General features: G+C 56.4%; 17 protein-coding genes and 2 tRNA genes. 8 read left to right on the top strand and 11 right to left on the bottom strand.

Features of this window, described 5'->3' with window-relative positions; translation table 11 throughout:
* Positions 1 to 92 precede the first annotated feature (92 nt).
* Positions 93 to 413 (top strand): MliC family protein, encoded by a 321-nt coding sequence (locus IF205_RS08915; RefSeq protein ID WP_259782941.1) that lies wholly within the window; start codon positions 93 to 95, stop codon positions 411 to 413.
* A 32-nt stretch (positions 414 to 445) separates the two neighbouring features.
* On the opposite strand, the gene IF205_RS08910 is transcribed toward IF205_RS08915, so the two are convergent.
* From IF205_RS08910 to hisG, 9 genes are all read right to left on the bottom strand, one after another.
* Entirely contained in the window at positions 446 to 1039 is a 594-nt protein-coding gene (locus IF205_RS08910) for a hypothetical protein (protein ID WP_259782940.1), read from the bottom strand.
* A 212-nt stretch (positions 1040 to 1251) separates the two neighbouring features.
* A tRNA-Phe gene (locus tag IF205_RS08905) sits at positions 1252 to 1327 on the bottom strand.
* Positions 1328 to 1452: 125 nt separating this feature from the next.
* The gene (locus IF205_RS08900) at positions 1453 to 1635 is read right to left on the bottom strand and encodes a DNA gyrase inhibitor YacG (protein ID WP_259782939.1); all 183 of its coding nucleotides are present in this window, start codon (positions 1633 to 1635) and stop codon (positions 1453 to 1455) included.
* On the bottom strand, positions 1635 to 3008 hold the full coding sequence (locus IF205_RS08895; protein WP_259782938.1) for a ribonuclease E/G: 1374 nt from the start codon (positions 3006 to 3008) through the stop codon (positions 1635 to 1637). The genes IF205_RS08900 and IF205_RS08895 overlap by 1 nt, the downstream gene beginning before the upstream one ends.
* Complete coding sequence (locus IF205_RS08890; RefSeq protein ID WP_259782937.1) at positions 3005 to 3589, bottom strand: Maf family protein; 585 nt, start codon at positions 3587 to 3589, stop codon at positions 3005 to 3007. Before IF205_RS08890 ends, IF205_RS08895 begins: the two co-directional genes overlap by 4 nt.
* Before the next feature lie 8 nt (positions 3590 to 3597).
* On the bottom strand, positions 3598 to 4035 hold the full coding sequence (locus tag IF205_RS08885; protein WP_259782936.1) for an arsenate-mycothiol transferase ArsC: 438 nt from the start codon (positions 4033 to 4035) through the stop codon (positions 3598 to 3600).
* 20 nt (positions 4036 to 4055) lie between these two features.
* Positions 4056 to 4544 carry a UPF0262 family protein gene (locus IF205_RS08880; protein ID WP_259782935.1) on the bottom strand — a complete coding sequence of 163 codons (489 nt, stop codon included), beginning with the start codon at positions 4542 to 4544 and terminating at the stop codon, positions 4056 to 4058.
* Positions 4545 to 4627: 83 nt separating this feature from the next.
* The gene (hisD, locus tag IF205_RS08875) at positions 4628 to 5932 is read right to left on the bottom strand and encodes a histidinol dehydrogenase (protein WP_259782934.1); all 1305 of its coding nucleotides are present in this window, start codon (positions 5930 to 5932) and stop codon (positions 4628 to 4630) included.
* Complete coding sequence (gene hisG, locus IF205_RS08870; RefSeq protein WP_259782933.1) at positions 5922 to 6584, bottom strand: ATP phosphoribosyltransferase; 663 nt, start codon at positions 6582 to 6584, stop codon at positions 5922 to 5924. The genes hisD and hisG overlap by 11 nt, the downstream gene beginning before the upstream one ends.
* A gap of 216 nt (positions 6585 to 6800) precedes the next feature.
* Here hisG and mnmA point away from each other — a divergent pair, with 216 nt between their 5' ends.
* From mnmA to IF205_RS08840, 6 genes are all read left to right on the top strand, one after another.
* The gene (gene mnmA / locus IF205_RS08865) at positions 6801 to 7919 is read left to right on the top strand and encodes a tRNA 2-thiouridine(34) synthase MnmA (protein ID WP_259782932.1); all 1119 of its coding nucleotides are present in this window, start codon (positions 6801 to 6803) and stop codon (positions 7917 to 7919) included.
* Positions 7920 to 7994: 75 nt separating this feature from the next.
* Complete coding sequence (locus IF205_RS08860; RefSeq protein WP_259782931.1) at positions 7995 to 8771, top strand: substrate-binding periplasmic protein; 777 nt, start codon at positions 7995 to 7997, stop codon at positions 8769 to 8771.
* 98 nt (positions 8772 to 8869) lie between these two features.
* A tRNA-Met gene (locus tag IF205_RS08855) sits at positions 8870 to 8945 on the top strand.
* A gap of 311 nt (positions 8946 to 9256) precedes the next feature.
* The gene (locus IF205_RS08850) at positions 9257 to 10012 is read left to right on the top strand and encodes a DUF1194 domain-containing protein (RefSeq protein ID WP_259782930.1); all 756 of its coding nucleotides are present in this window, start codon (positions 9257 to 9259) and stop codon (positions 10010 to 10012) included.
* Between the two features lie 314 nt (positions 10013 to 10326).
* Positions 10327 to 11049 (top strand): DUF1194 domain-containing protein, encoded by a 723-nt coding sequence (locus tag IF205_RS08845; protein WP_259782929.1) that lies wholly within the window; start codon positions 10327 to 10329, stop codon positions 11047 to 11049.
* Between the two features lie 282 nt (positions 11050 to 11331).
* Entirely contained in the window at positions 11332 to 12054 is a 723-nt protein-coding gene (locus tag IF205_RS08840) for a DUF1194 domain-containing protein (protein WP_259782928.1), read from the top strand.
* Positions 12055 to 12139: 85 nt separating this feature from the next.
* Here IF205_RS08840 and IF205_RS08835 read toward each other — a convergent pair whose 3' ends face one another.
* A complete protein-coding gene (locus tag IF205_RS08835; protein ID WP_259782927.1) occupies positions 12140 to 13663 on the bottom strand; it encodes an inorganic phosphate transporter in 1524 nt (507 codons plus the stop codon).
* Between the two features lie 53 nt (positions 13664 to 13716).
* Entirely contained in the window at positions 13717 to 14202 is a 486-nt protein-coding gene (locus tag IF205_RS08830) for an NUDIX hydrolase (RefSeq protein WP_259782926.1), read from the bottom strand.
* Positions 14203 to 14378: 176 nt separating this feature from the next.
* Between IF205_RS08830 and IF205_RS08825 the strand changes: the two genes are divergently transcribed.
* The gene (locus IF205_RS08825) at positions 14379 to 14873 is read left to right on the top strand and encodes a MarR family winged helix-turn-helix transcriptional regulator (protein ID WP_259782925.1); all 495 of its coding nucleotides are present in this window, start codon (positions 14379 to 14381) and stop codon (positions 14871 to 14873) included.

The raw sequence follows: 14873 nt of genomic DNA, 5'->3' as shown, positions 1-14873 counted from the left end.
AGCAATCTCACAGTCGTAGTGCCCGGGCATTGCCCAGAATTAGCCACAGTTGCCTGACTTAATCGGGCACCATCAACGAGGGGTCTTTGAAGATGCGAAAATATCCGGCTGTGTTTCTCTACGGATGGTCCGCCCTTTCCCTGGCCGTTGTCGCCGGTTGCTCCACCGACACAATCGCAGAAAAACACCTATCATGCGAATCAGGTGAAGCCCTAGCGGTTCGATGGCATGAAGACAGCGTCGAAATTACGGACGGCCAGCAGCGATGGGAACTGCCACGTGCCATCTCTGGGTCCGGTGCGCGCTATGCCGATGGGCAGTATGAACTGTGGGAACATCAGGGAGAGTTCAGTTGGACACGGCCCGGGGCCGTTCGCACGCTCTGCCATCCAACAGAGGCGGCAGCGCAATAATACGCCACCGCCTTTTGTGTAAAACAGGTTGATCAGGCCAAACGGCGTCGCGTGAAACCAACCCCGGCCAATCCAAGGATTATCAATCCCAAAGCCGCCGGGGCAGGAACCGCCCGCACAGACCGCAGGACAATATTGTCGATATTATAACTTGAAACGCCTGTGTCCGGCATCATCGCGATATAAAGTTCGTCGATATCCACCATGAAGGGACCGGGGTTTACCAGAGTGACAAATTGGTTGGCTGTCGTGATGGTGAAGTCATAGCCAAACTGCGTAATGCCATTCATATAACCGATGACCGTGGCGCGCGTGCCCGTCGCCGAATTACTGGACAGATCAACGCTGATAAACCGGAAAATGCCGCCGGTGACCGTAATAGACCCAAAGACCGGCTGAGGAACGGGACCGCCAAAAATTGACGGCGTCGGCGCACCATAGACCAGCCCCTGATGCCAATCGCCATCATTTGGGGTAACCGTAAAACCGTCCTCCACATGCCCGGTGTAAGCCGTCCCATTGGGACCCGGCAGGCCGCCAAAGTCGATAACGGTGGCCTGTGCACGCCAGGCAATCGTCGCGAATGCCAGCGACAGGATGACGGCCAAAACTTTCTGGAATTTCATAACTTATACTCCACAACACATCGAGCCGGGCTCGATGAAACCCCTTCCGCCCCGCTTACAAGGCAAGTTTCACGCCACATCCTGTTTCCTGTGGGTTTGCAATTATTTGGGGAAGTTCCGTGAGGATGATTTACTTAGCAATGTAATAAATACCGACACAAACAACAAAACAAAAACGCCAGCACCCCGGTCTGGGAAGCTGGCGTTTTTGGTGGTGCCCAGGGACGGAATCGAACCGCCGACACGAGGATTTTCAATCCTCTGCTCTACCGACTGAGCTACCTGGGCACCGTGGCTGGCGCGTTGCGCCTGTCCATCGGACGGGCCTTGATTTAGAGAGTTTGACCGGGTCTGTCCAGCGCGAAATTCATATTTTTACAGAAAAAATTCAAAACGCCGGGAAGACCTTGATTTCAACCCTCTTCCGCATAGGGATCGTTGGCAATACCCGGCTCGTCCGTTGGCACGCGGTATGTCTCTCCCAACCAGCGATTCAAGTCCACATCCGCACAGCGTCGGCTGCAGAAGGGTTTGTATTTATCATCCATCGGCTTGTCGCAGACCGGACAAGCCGCCTTGGTCGTCTTCTTTGCCATTATCGCATCTCCACAACCGGTGGCGTGCTGTCCTGCCCCTCTTCAAGAATGATCGGCTGCCCCAAACGGCGGGTCGCCTCTTCCATTCCTGCACTCAAAGGACCGTTCAGGGCCTCCATGACCGGGCCGGACGCCACCGCCGTCGGCTTGCCGGCCCCTTTCATGCGGATTGCCAGACGCAAAATCGCACAGGCCTGCGCCACGGGATGTACCCGTACCTCTTCCGGCCGCACCTCGGTCAACTGCTGTGCCAGGGTAATGCCCTCACGCTGGCGGGTGATTTCGATCAGACCGCCTGCGGTAAGCCCCAGAACATCCGTATGACGCGCATCGTCGCGGAAACGGGCACGCAGGATTTCCACCAGCTTCTTGGCGCGCGCCTTATCGCGCATGGAAATGAAATCGACCACGATCAGGCCCGCGATGTTGCGCAGGATGATCTGGCGGGCCACCGTTTCGGCCGCACGGCGGTTCACCTGGAAGATCGCGTCATCCCCCTGTTTCGTTCCGGCCCCCATGTTGACGTCGATAACGGTCATCGCCTCTGTATGGTCAAAGGACATGCTGCCACCACCACGAAGCGACACCGTGCGGGAGACGGCCTCGTCGATCTGCTCTTCAACACCGGCCACATCGAAAATCTGTTCCGGCCCCTTGTGGAACAACAGGCCCTCAGCCAGATCCGGCATATCTTGCGCGACCATTTTTTCGATCCGCATGAACTGTACCCGGTCGTCGATGGCAAAACGCGCCTCGGCATCGGCATCACGCAGCAGACGGTCGATCAGGGAGATCGGCGCTTCAAGACAGCGCGGCGTCTTGTCGGCACGGAACTGCTCCTGCATAGCCTCCCAACGCTGTTCAAGGCGCTCAATGGTCGCAATCAGGTTCTTGCCTTCCGCCACGACGGCAGGGCCACGCACCGAATATCCTTCACGGCCATCCAGCAGTTCACCCACCAGGTCTTCCAGACGGGCGCGGTCGCGACCTTTGCCCACGGCACGGGCCCAGTTCAGCCCTTTGCGGCCGGGCGTATAGGCAAGATAACGGTCCAGCAGGCTCAGGTTTCGGGTGACAGCCGGTCCTTTGCCGTCCCGTCCGTCGCGGGAAACCTGCACGATCAGGTTCTTGCCTTCCGCAAGGCCCTTCGCCTTGTTCATCAGCGCAGGTTCACCCAGCCCGATATCGACAAAGGCGGCATCCATGCCTTTTTCGATACGAACAATGCGGCCCGCGTATATCCCGCCGACGAGCGAGGCCTGCCCCACCCGGTCCAGCAACAGTTCATGCAACAGACCGTCCTGGTCCATACGCGCAGCGCGGGTTTCGCCGGGTGAAACTTCGATCAGGGTATCGAGCGATGCTTTGCTCATGCGGATTTCAAACCTTCATAACCGATCCCATGCAGGATCTGTGATACTTCAAAAAGCGGCAGTCCCACGACATTGCTGTAGGAACCACCCAGATAACGAATATAGGCCGCCGCCAGCCCCTGGATTGCATAGCCGCCCGCCTTGCCATGCCAGTCTTCGCTGGCGATATAGGCGTCAATCTCCTGACGGCTCAGCTTTTTGAAGCTGACAATCGATCGTACCACGCGGCTGTGGGGACGGCCCTGTGCATCAACAATGCAAAAGCCGCCATAGACCCGATGCCTCCGCCCGGAAAGCAGTTTCAGGCAGTCACGCGCCGTTGCCTCGTCCTCGGCCTTGGGCAGCGACCGGTGACCGACGCCCACGACGGTATCGGCGGCCAGGATAATCGAGCCCGGATGCCGTTCCGATACGGCCTGCGCCTTTGCCCGCCCCAGCCGCAGCGCCAACTCACGCGGGCTTTCGTCTTTCTGGGGCGTTTCATCCACATGGGCGGGATCGACCGTATCAACCGCAACACCGATCTGCTTCAACAACTCCAGCCGCCGCGGACTTTGCGAGGCCAATACAAAAGAAACCATATGGACGCTTACTCCAGATCGAAACGCTGTTTGATCTTCTTCATCAATTGATCCCGCACCTGCCGATAGGCCTGGAGGCGGGTTTCGCGGCTGCCTTCTATAATGGAAGGGTCCAGCGTATTCCAGAACTCAACGTCGCAGGCCATGGTCCGGGTCATTTCCACCGCATGGTGCTGTGCCTCCGGCGAGAGCGGAATGATCAGGTCGTAATAGCTGTCTTCCAGTTCGTCAAAGGTCTTCGGCACATGGTTCGACATATCGACGCCGATTTCCTTCATCACCTCGACCATGAAACCGTCCGGCATCTCGGACCCGCGGGCACCGACGGAATCCACATAGACCTTGGTGCCGAGCAGCTTTTTCATAATACCTTCGGCCATCGGTGAACGGATCGCGTTCAACGTACAACAAAACAGAACCGCATCAGGCAGATCGTTTTGGCTCATTACGCGATCCCGGCCCTACCTCAGCCCTTGATATGCAGCACGCAAATCAGCGTAAACAGGCGGCGCGAGGTTGCCTGGTCCATCTCCGCCTTGCCCGCCAGCCTTTCCCGCAGCAAATCCGACCCTTCGTTGTGCAGCCCGCGACGCGCCATATCAATGGTCTCGATCTGAGCGGGCGACAGGCGCTTGATAGCGTCGTAATAGCTTTCACAGATTTGGAAGTAGTCCCTGATCAACCGGCGGAACGGCGACAGGGCCAGAATCACCTCTGTCTGCAAAACATCGCTGGTGTCCCAGATCCTGAAATGCAGACGCTTCCCGTCCTCGATGCTGAGCGTCACCTTGAAGGGTCCGGTATAGCCCCCGGCCGGCCGAAAACGGTTCATGTCCAGCAGGTCATAAAGTGCGACGGCCCGCTCGTGCTCCACTTCCGGACTGCGCCGAATAACGCTTTTTTCGTCCAGTTTGATATCGACGATGCGATCCGTTTCGCTATCCCAGTTGGACATGCCGTTACTCCCCTGACCGACCGATTGCGGTTGAGTTGTTCAATTTCAGGAGTTTAGCCTGACGCATCCCCTGTGGGAACCGCTCAATCCTCAACGGGTATATTTAACCGTACCGCAACAGACCGTGCATGCGCACCAAGGCCCTCAGTTACCGCCAGGTCCACCGCCGCCGGACCAATGGCGCGCAGGTTATCCGCATCGCAGGCGACAAAGCTTGTTCGCTTCATAAAGTCCAATACGCCAAGTCCACTGGAGAAACGGGCACTGCGCGCCGTCGGCAAAACGTGGTTCGGCCCGGCGATATAGTCACCGATCGCCTCCGGCGTATAGCGGCCCAGGAAGACCGAACCGGCATTGGAGATTTTCTCAGACAGCGCATCGGGATCAGCCACCGCCAACTCCAGGTGTTCCGGCGCAATCCGATCCACCAGCGGCACAGCAGCCTCAAGACTGTCGGCGACAATAATCGCGCCATGATCTTTCCAGCTTTGCCCGGCGATTTCCTTGCGCGGCAGCGTTTCCAGCGCAGCCTCGACCGCCTTTTCCACTGCCTCAGCGAAGGCCGCATCGTCGGTCACCAGGATCGACTGGGCGGAGGTGTCATGTTCCGCCTGGCTAAGCAGGTCCATCGCAATCCAGGCCGGATCGTTTTCCTTGTCGGCCACGACCAGGATTTCAGACGGCCCTGCGATCATATCAATCCCGACCTGACCGAATACCCGCCGCTTTGCAGCCGCAACATAGGCATTGCCGGGGCCGACGATCTTGTCCACGGGTGCAATCGTATCCGTACCATAGGCCAGCGCCGCCACGGCCTGAGCCCCGCCAACGCGGTAGACTTCCGTCACGCCAGCCAGGTGGGCCGCGGCCAGAACAAGCGGATTGGTTACGCCGTCAGGCGTCGGCACGACCATCACCAGACGCTCAACGCCAGCAACCTTCGCCGGAAGTGCATTCATCAGGACGGAACTGGGATAGGCCGCCGTACCGCCGGGCACATAAAGGCCCGCCGCCTGCACCGGACGCCAGCGCGCGCCGAGACGGACACCGACCTCATCGACGTAATCCAGCCCCTCCGGCAGGGTTTTCGAGTGATAGGCCTCGATACGTTTTGCCGCCAGCTTCAAGGCTTCGACAGTTTCCGGCTTGCATTTTGCTGCCGCAGAGGCCAACTCATCCGCCGAAATGCGCATGCTTTCCGCCGTCAGTTCCAGGCGGTCGAATTTCGCGGTATAGTCCAGGACAGCCTCGTCACCGCGCCTGCGCACATCCATGATGATGTCGGACACGACATTGTCCACGTCCACATCCATCTCGCGTTTGGCATGCAGCAACGCGTCGAAAGCCTGTGCAAAATCCGCGTCAGATTGGAAAAGCTTAACGGCCATTGCTTGCCTCCCGGAATTTCTCGATCCACTCGCCCATTTCATCGGGCATCGTTTTCAGTGCCGTACGGTTCACCGCAAGGCGGCTGGTCACATCGGCAATCGTCTCGATTTCCTGCAGTCCGTTTTCCTTCAGGGTCGTACCGGTGGAAACCAGGTCCACAATACGGCGGCACAGCCCCATCTTGGGCGCCAGTTCCATTGCACCGTTCAGTTTGATGCATTCCGCCTGCACGCCGCGTTCCGCGAAATAGGTGCGGGTCATATTGGGGTATTTGGTCGCTACACGGATATGGCTCCACTGACGCGGGTCATCCTCGCCGACAAGGTCCACGGCTTCCGCCACGGAAATCCGGCAGTGACCAATATTGAGGTCAACCGGCGCATAGATTTCCGGGTAATCGAATTCCATGAGGACGTCGTTGCCCGCCACACCCAAATGAGCCGCACCGAAGGCAACGAATGTCGCCACATCAAAGCTGCGCACACGGACAATAGACAGGTCCGGCAGATTCGTGGCGAACTGCAGCTGGCGGGCATTGGGGTCGTCAAATGCGGCTTCCGGATGGATGCCCACATGATCCAACAGCGGGCGTAGCTCTTTCAGAATACGACCTTTGGGCACTGCCAGAACAAGGGGGTTTCGCGCGGACACGGCTGTCTCTCCGTAATATTAAGCCAAAGCGCGGCATTTCTGGCACAGCCGGGCCGCTCTTTCCAGTGATTTTCCCCATTTATCAGCGAAAAGACTTATGAAAAACCGGCTGCGAACGCCATCCCTGCACCCGTTGCAGACCAGCCATGCGGGCAACGCTTTGGAAAATCGCGCTTCGCCCTTGCTAAAACGCGCAGAAAACCTATATTCCGCGCCATGAATTCGATGGGTATAGATAAAGCACCGAAAGACACCCGCATCGTCGTCGCGATGTCGGGCGGTGTCGATTCGTCCGTTACCGCCGCCCTGCTGCATGAACAGGGCTATGACGTGGTCGGCGTGACGCTGCAGCTTTACGATCATGGCGAGATCATCCAGCGCACCGGTGCCTGCTGTGCCGGGCAGGATATCTATGACGCCCGCACCGTCGCCGACAAGCTGGGCTTTCCGCATTATGTGCTGGACTATGAAAACCGGTTCAAGCAGAGCGTGATCGAAGATTTCGCCGATGCCTATGCCCGCGGCGAGACCCCCATCCCCTGCGTGACCTGCAACCAGACGGTCAAATTCCGCGACCTGCTGGCGACCGCCCGTGACCTGGGCGCGGACGCCCTTGCCACCGGCCATTACGTACAGCGTAAGCTGGGCGGCAAGGCAGAACTGCATCGTGGCGTCGACCCCGGAAAGGACCAGTCCTACTTCCTGTTTGCAACGACACAGGATCAACTGGACTTCCTTCGTTTCCCGCTGGGTGGCATGGAAAAATCGGAAACCCGCGACCATGCCACACGCTTTGGCCTGGAAGTAGCCGACAAGCCGGACAGCCAGGACATTTGCTTTGTTCCCGATGGTAACTATGCCAGCATCGTCCAGAAGCTGCGCCCGGAAGCCGCCTATCCCGGTGACATCGTCCATGTTGACGGTGAGATTCTGGGCCGCCATGAGGGCATTATCAACTACACCATCGGCCAGCGGCGGGGTCTTGGCATTGGTGGTCGGAAGAATGACACCGATCCCCTGTATGTGGTTCGCCTTGACCCGGACCAGCACCGTGTGATCGTCGGCCCCAAATCGGCCCTCGCAACACCACATATCCGGCTAAGCGACGTGAACTGGCTGGGCAACAGCAAGTTGAGCGACGGCGCGGTTGAAGTAGACGTCAAAATCCGCTCCGCGATGCAGCCGGTGCGCGCCACTGTCCAGGTAACGGCACTGGGCGACGTTGAAGTCACCTTCGCGGAACCGCATTTCGGTGTCTCCCCCGGTCAGGCCTGCGTCTTTTATGATGACAATCGCGTTCTCGGCGGCGGCTGGATACAGCGGCAACTCGCATAAAGACTCCTTCCACGGCGCTTTCGCGTCATAAATGTGCTATCCTTATTTTCCTTCGAAGGAAGGAAGGGGGAAAACATGCCGTCCGTCCTCACAATATGGCGCCTTCGTTTCCTGCTTGCGGTCATGGCTATTGCAGCGGCTTGCAGCTACGCGCGTGCCGCGGATGAAATCACGATCATTGCACAGGATATCGAACCGCTCGTCATAACGGACCAGTCCGGGGCCTTCACTGGCGGCATTCTGGTTGATCTTCTACAATTGGTGAAAGACCAGAGCGGCCAGGAAATCAGGCTCGCCAACAAACCAACCAAGCGGGGACTGGCTGAATACAGTATCGGCAAATCCAAGGCGATTGTTTTCCTGATCAATAGCGGCCTTGAGGAACATAGCGACCAGACCATTCCCCTTCTTCCTGTCACCCGCGTCTACGTCGCCAAGGCGTCCGTTCCCTTTCGCGGCCTTACTGACGCGACAAAGCTGAAAACGGCCGTCATGCTGGGTGCCAGCATCAATGCCCTGCCCGTAGAATACCGCCCACCCGAAGAGAATATCATCAGCGTCCCTTCCGTTGACCAGATGGCCTCAATGCTTGAACGCAACCGCTTCGACGCCATTATCGGATCGGATCTGTTCGTCTATTACTATTTACGCAAAATGAACAAGAAGCCGTCCTATATTCACGAGCCCGTCCCTCTGGAGAAATCGGCTATTGCCCTTCACCTGGGCCCGGCCACGCATGGCAATCCGGAATGGCGGACCTTTGCACAGGCCCTCCGGCAGGCGCTTGACTCGCCGCAATATCGCCAAATCCTGCACCGCTACCTGGGAAGTTTCGTGAAGGCGCTCGGGTGAATTGTGCCTCTCCCCTGTGGGCTGACAATAACCATTCATTTTTTTGTAAACACTTGCTTGACAGACAGCCTTCCGCCCCGTAAATACCAGCCCGCAACGGCGGATTAGCTCAGTGGTTAGAGCAGTGGAATCATAATCCATGTGTCCGGGGTTCAAATCCCTGATCCGCCACCAGACATCAATAAGGCCGCTCCCTTCGACAGGTTGAGCGGCCTTATTTTTTCGGTCCTGATGTCACCGTGCCCCAAAATACAATTATTAAGCTAAGCATTTTTCTATATTCAACTTTTAATATATTAGCATTTATCGAATTCTCTTACAGGGCAGCATCTCTCACACCTCTCAAATATCCAACTTTTCTAATCCAAACAAATACTTTCCATAATTGGTACATAAGTTGCGCAGATGGATTCATAAACATTATTTAATTCCTAATCCTGTCCTGCCGCAGGCATGAACTGAGATTGGAAATCTGGAGGCAAGCAATGAGAATGAAATATCTGAAAGGCCTTGTTGCGGCTGGCGTACTGGCGACAGCAGCTTTCGTCGGACAAGCAAGTGCCGGCGTGATCGGTCTGGCATTGGTTGTTGATGGCTCAAACAGCATCAGCAACTCGGAATGGTCCTTGCAGATGCAGGGTTATCACAATGCAATCAACGCGGCGTTCCCGACAGACGGGTCGGACGCAATCTCCGGCACGAAATTCGGGCGCACTGCAAGCGTGTTCCAATCCATGACCGTTGTCACCGGCGCCAACCGTGGCAGCATCGCGGATAATTTCCAAAGCGAATCGCGCCCGTTCATCGGGTCTTCCACCTGCATTTCCTGCGCAATCTATTCCGCCTATCAGAACTCGCAGATCGCAGCCTTCTTCGGTGGCTTCAGCTATGACAAGCTGATCATCGACGTCTCCACAGATGGCCAGTGGAACCGCGGGAACGACCCTGACGGAAACGGCATTGGTTCCGCAAACTGGGCGGTCGCCAATGGAGTAGACCAGGTTAACTGCCTGGGCGTCGGCGGCAGTGCTGACTGCAGCTTCGTCGCAGGCGACGGTGCCTTCATGGTTGCCGCTGCGGACTTCAACGCTTTCGAAACAGCCCTTCTGGCGAAGATTCGTCGCGAAACAGGACAGAACGTCCCGGCCCCCGCAGGGTTGGCATTGCTTGGCCTCGGCCTCGCAGTAGTGGCCTTCTACCGCCGTAAGAAACCCCAACAGCTTCTAATCAACGCCGCATAAACCAACCGGTCTGCAATATGGCCCTGGAACGGCGACCTATACAGGTCGCCGTTCTTCTTTACCCAGCGGTCCCGAAATCATACATCGGCATTGCGCCCCTCCTTCCCAGAAAAACGCTCCCTTTATAGGGTCGCGGCTACCCTCTATAAAAATTATCTAAAATTGTCGATATTTTTTACACCGGCATACAACCCAACACTGTTTTTCCGCCTATCCTCCAATCATATCAATAGTTTGCTAACTTGGCACACATACTGCTTTAACGACTGTCGGTACCCTAACCACAATCAAGAGTTTAACAGGAGGTCTTTCAAATGAAGTTTTCCCTATTCAAGGGTGTCGTTGCAGCAGGTATCATTACTGTTGGTGCATTTATAGGTCAGGCAAGTGCCGGCGTTATCGGGCTGGCTCTGATCGTCGACGGCTCAGGCAGCATCAACAGCTCCAGCTGGAGTTTGCAGATGCAGGGTTATAAAAATGCCATTAATGCTGCAATCCCGACCGACAGCACAGTTGCAATCTCTGGAACGCAATTTTCCTCAAGCGCATCTGTTTTCCAAAACATGACCATTGTCGACGGTGGCAATCGCGGCACGATTGCTGACAACTTTGGTACCCAGGGCCAAATGAACAGTGGCACTTGCGTTTCATGCGGCATTCGCGCCGCCTACAATGACGCCATGGCTTCCGGCCTGCAGTTCGACAAGCTGATTTTCGACATTTCCACAGACGGCGACTGGAACGCCGGTGTCGATCCGGATGGCGATGCAAGCACGGTTGGCACCGCAGAATGGGCCGTGGACGGCCTGGTTGATGTCGTCAACTGCCTGGGTATCGGCAACAGTGCTGATTGTTCCTTCATCGCAGGCGTTGGTGCTTTCTCCGTCACAGCAGACAACTTCGACGCCTTTGAAAGCGCCCTGATCCGCAAAATTCGCCGCGAAACCGGCCAGGACGTTTCTGCTCCCGGCACGCTCGCCTTGTTGGGCCTTGGACTGTTTGGTCTCGCTTTCTATCGCCGCCGCATGTCCGCATAGCAAAGCCGGATACCATCAAGAGACGGAAGGCATCTCATTCAGAGGTGCCTTCTTTTTTTGTCTGACAGTAATCGCCGCAATAACAAATAAACCTTTAGTTGTTTCTCTATTTAGGAAACAGCCATGAATATTGTCGACAGGTTTTACAAACTCCACTCACGCCAAAGTTTGAAAATTTCAAATTAGCTCAAAAAATCAAAACTTTACTTTATCTGGCATATCACTTGCTTCTTAAGTAGACACCTAACAAAATCAAAGTTTTGAGCGGTAGGAGGACCAGATATGAAACTCAAGCTCATGAAAGGATTGCTGACAGCCGGTGCATTGGCCGTAGCAGCCTTTATCGGACAGGCCAATGCCGGTGTGATCGGCTTGGCTTTGGTAGTTGACGGTTCCGGTAGCATCAACTCCAGCGAATGGTCACTGCAGATGCAGGGATACAAAAACGCGATCAACGCTGCCATCCCAACAGACAGTTCAATCGCGATTTCCGGGACGCAGTTCGCTACATCAGCGAGCGTTTTCCAAACCATGACCACCGTTAATGGCGGCAACAAAGGCACAATCGCCAATACCTTTGGTAGCCAGGGTCAGTTTGGTGGTGTGACTTGCATATCCTGTGGGATTTACGCAGCCTTCCAGGATGCCATGTTATCCGGCCTGAGCTTCGACAAACTGATCATTGACGTGTCTACCGATGGTGCCTGGAACCAAGGGCATGACCCGGATGGCGGCGCCGGTGTAGTGGGCTCCGCAGAATGGGCTATTGCACAAGGTGCGGATGTCGTGAACTGCCTGGGTGTTGGTGGCGGCGCAGACTGCTCCTTCATCGCTGGCACAGGCGCATTTGCTGTTGCATCTGCTGACTTCAACGACTTCGAAAAGACGCTTCTTGCCAAGATCCGTCGTGAAACCGGCCAGAACGTACCGGCACCGGCCACTCTTGGTCTGTTAGGCCTCGGCCTGCTGGCACTGAGCCTGTATCGTCGTCGCGTAACGGCATAACAGTTAAGTCAAGAATCCCCCCAACAGCGAAAGCGGCGGCTGAATTTCAGCCGCCGTTTCGTATTTCAAACCGGTGTTTTGCGACCTAACGAAGCTGGCTCAGCCCGTAGAAGACGACAGCAGACAAAAGGGCTGCGGCCGGAACCGTCACAACCCAGGCTGCGATAATTGTGCTGAAATGAGACCGGCGAACAAGCTTGCGCCGACGCAGTTCTTCCCGGCGCGGGCGGTCCTCGGCCCAGTTCTTGGTCTTACCGGCATGTTTCATCACATAGGCCCGGCGGCGTTTGCTGTGGCGGGTGTAATACTCACGGAAGAACCCGACACCAAAGACACCGCCCACGGCAATATGGGTAGAACTCACCGGCAGGCCCAGCCAGGAGGCAACGATCACTGTAATCGCTGCCGACAGGGCGACACAGAAGGCGCGCATGGGGTTCATCTTGGTGATCTGTTCCCCCACCATCTTGATGAGGCGCGGACCATAGAGGAACAACCCGAGACAGATGCCGATCGCACCGATCAGCATCACCCAGACCGGAATATTCACCTTGGCTGCGATATCACCGGACTGGGCGCTGTGCAGGATAGCCGCCAGCGGCCCGACCGCGTTCGCCACGTCGTTTGCCCCATGGGCAAAGGACAGCAGGGCCGCCGAACAGATCAACGGAATATGGAACAGGGTCCGAAGCGACTGATTCCGATTCTCCATCCCCTTCGATTGCTTGCGGATCAAAGGACGCAGGATCGCAACGGAGGCAAAGAAAATGGCAACACCAATAGCGATGATGGTGGTCGCGTCAGGCTTCCAGACCTTCTTCAGGCCCTTGATCATCAGATAGCAGGAAAAGGCAGAGGCCATGATTGCGATCAACACAGGCACCCAACGGCGCGCGGCGGCAATCTTATCGTCCTGATAAATGATGAAGGTTTTGATGAACGCCAGGAAGGCGGCTGCAATGACACCGCCCAGAATTGGCGAGATGACCCAGCTTGCCGCAATCGCCCCCATCGTGGGCCAGTTGACCGCACCAAAGCCGACGGCGGCAATCCCCGCCCCCATGACGCCACCGACAACCGAATGCGTGGTGGAAACCGGCGCGCCGATATAGGTCGCCAGGTTCACCCAGAGGGCGGATGACAGCAAGGCTGCCATCATGGCCCAGATGAAAGTCTGACTGTCCGGCACCATACTGGGATCGATGATCCCCTTGGATATTGTGGAAACAACATCGCCGCCTGCGATCAGGGCACCGGCGCTTTCGAAAAGTGCAGCGATAATCAGTGCACCGGTCAGGGTAAGCGCCCGCGCGCCCACCGCCGGCCCCACATTGTTCGCCACGTCGTTCGCACCGATATTCAGGGCCATATAGCCCCCGAACACTGCGGCGATCATGATGAAGACCGCGTTCGGCTGCGCACCCACCTGAATGCTGGCAAAGCCACCGACAACAGTCAGGAACAGCACCCCAAGCCCCGGCGCCAACATACGGCGGGAGAGATTCTGGGCAACCTCCTCCATTCGCGACAGCTTGCTGAGGTCCTTTTCCAAGGATGTCTTTACAACGTTGGGCCGGCCAGACCCGGATGACTGTCCGTTCACACTCATAACTGACTACTCAATTGCTAAATCACTATCGGTTGCGAAGGGCGTCTATACGATTAGACCGCCCGTATCAACAGGCGTTTGACCGCATTTGTGACAGATGAAACCAGTCCCGCCCTTCGACTTTTCGCTTTTTCCGCCCTGAAGACCTTCAAAAGCAATGATAATTCCTTTTCATCCACCATTCGGGCCGCCTGCTCGGGCCGGACCCAGTTTAATTGGCGCTGCCCCTTCTCTGGCCAGTCCAGAAGCTGGCTTTCGACAAGCAAGGGATAAACATCGACACGCACAAGGGTCTCCTCGTCGCCCTTCAGCCGCTTGATATAGTGGTAGTCGCCAAGCGGCACCTCATCGATCTCGCCTTGCAGCCCCGCCTCTTCATAGGCCTCGAGCGCCGCCAGTTCGTAAGCGGTCATTTTCTTCTTCGGCCAGCCTTTAGGAATGACCCAGCGCTGTGTATCCCGGCTGGTGATCAGCAGGACCTCTACCTCGCCGTTGCAAACGACATAGGGCAATGCTGCATGTTGTCTTTCTGTCGCCATCCGTCCACACCAGCCCAACGCGTGAATGCGATGGGCCAAAAAGAATTATCAAGGGTTGTTTTGCAGGGACCATAGACTGATTCGAGGCCACGTCATAGCCCCCGCCTGACCTATTGACCTGCTTCACGGCATACAATATTGTTTAGTCGCTAAACAACCAATCGGATGATTGAGCAATGTCCCAGGCCGACCCGCATAACCACCCTGACAGGATTTGTCGCCTGACAGAGCAGTTTTACGACATTGTCGATCTTTGGCTGGAGTTGGACAGCAAACCCAGAGAGTTCAACACCGGCCACACGCTTACCGTATCGGAAATCCACACGATCGACGCCATTGGCCGCGTCCAGAAGCTGAACATCAACGAGCTGGCTGCGCATATGAAAGTCACAAAAGGTGCGGCCTCCCAGATGGTCAGCAAGCTGGCAAAAAAAGACCTGGTTGAAAAGTATAAGGCGGAAGACAACGCCAAGGAGGTCTTGCTGCGCCTGACGCCACTGGGTCAGAAGGGGTTCGACGCCCATATGGCCTATCATCGCCAAACCGTAGGCATCTTCGAACAATACTACGGGAACGATCTGGCGAATGGCATTGAACGCCTTGAGAGAAACCTGAATGAAATCTTCGATATCCTCAAGCTTCACCAGCAACAGGATACACTCGAAAATTAG

Source organism: Aestuariispira ectoiniformans, from assembly GCF_025136295.1.
GTDB classification, from domain to species: Bacteria; Pseudomonadota; Alphaproteobacteria; order UBA8366; family Aestuariispiraceae; genus Aestuariispira_A; species Aestuariispira_A ectoiniformans.
Note: the sequence above shows the minus strand (reverse complement) of the source record. Positions and strands in the feature narration are given on the sequence as shown.

Bases quoted from the DNA above. Each gene is read 5' to 3' on its own strand.
- IF205_RS08915 (WP_259782941.1), top strand. From the start codon at position 93: ATGCGAAAATATCCGGCTGTGTTTCTCTACGGATGGTCCGCCCTTTCC.
- IF205_RS08910 (WP_259782940.1), bottom strand. From the start codon at position 1,039: ATGAAATTCCAGAAAGTTTTGGCCGTCATCCTGTCGCTGGCATTCGCG.
- IF205_RS08900 (WP_259782939.1), bottom strand. From the start codon at position 1,635: ATGGCAAAGAAGACGACCAAGGCGGCTTGTCCGGTCTGCGACAAGCCG.
- IF205_RS08895 (WP_259782938.1), bottom strand. From the start codon at position 3,008: ATGAGCAAAGCATCGCTCGATACCCTGATCGAAGTTTCACCCGGCGAA.
- IF205_RS08890 (WP_259782937.1), bottom strand. From the start codon at position 3,589: ATGGTTTCTTTTGTATTGGCCTCGCAAAGTCCGCGGCGGCTGGAGTTG.
- IF205_RS08885 (WP_259782936.1), bottom strand. From the start codon at position 4,035: ATGAGCCAAAACGATCTGCCTGATGCGGTTCTGTTTTGTTGTACGTTG.
- IF205_RS08880 (WP_259782935.1), bottom strand. From the start codon at position 4,544: ATGTCCAACTGGGATAGCGAAACGGATCGCATCGTCGATATCAAACTG.
- hisD (WP_259782934.1), bottom strand. From the start codon at position 5,932: ATGGCCGTTAAGCTTTTCCAATCTGACGCGGATTTTGCACAGGCTTTC.
- mnmA (WP_259782932.1), top strand. From the start codon at position 6,801: ATGAATTCGATGGGTATAGATAAAGCACCGAAAGACACCCGCATCGTC.
- IF205_RS08860 (WP_259782931.1), top strand. From the start codon at position 7,995: ATGCCGTCCGTCCTCACAATATGGCGCCTTCGTTTCCTGCTTGCGGTC.
- IF205_RS08850 (WP_259782930.1), top strand. From the start codon at position 9,257: ATGAGAATGAAATATCTGAAAGGCCTTGTTGCGGCTGGCGTACTGGCG.
- IF205_RS08845 (WP_259782929.1), top strand. From the start codon at position 10,327: ATGAAGTTTTCCCTATTCAAGGGTGTCGTTGCAGCAGGTATCATTACT.
- IF205_RS08840 (WP_259782928.1), top strand. From the start codon at position 11,332: ATGAAACTCAAGCTCATGAAAGGATTGCTGACAGCCGGTGCATTGGCC.
- IF205_RS08835 (WP_259782927.1), bottom strand. From the start codon at position 13,663: ATGAGTGTGAACGGACAGTCATCCGGGTCTGGCCGGCCCAACGTTGTA.
- IF205_RS08830 (WP_259782926.1), bottom strand. From the start codon at position 14,202: ATGGCGACAGAAAGACAACATGCAGCATTGCCCTATGTCGTTTGCAAC.
- IF205_RS08825 (WP_259782925.1), top strand. From the start codon at position 14,379: ATGTCCCAGGCCGACCCGCATAACCACCCTGACAGGATTTGTCGCCTG.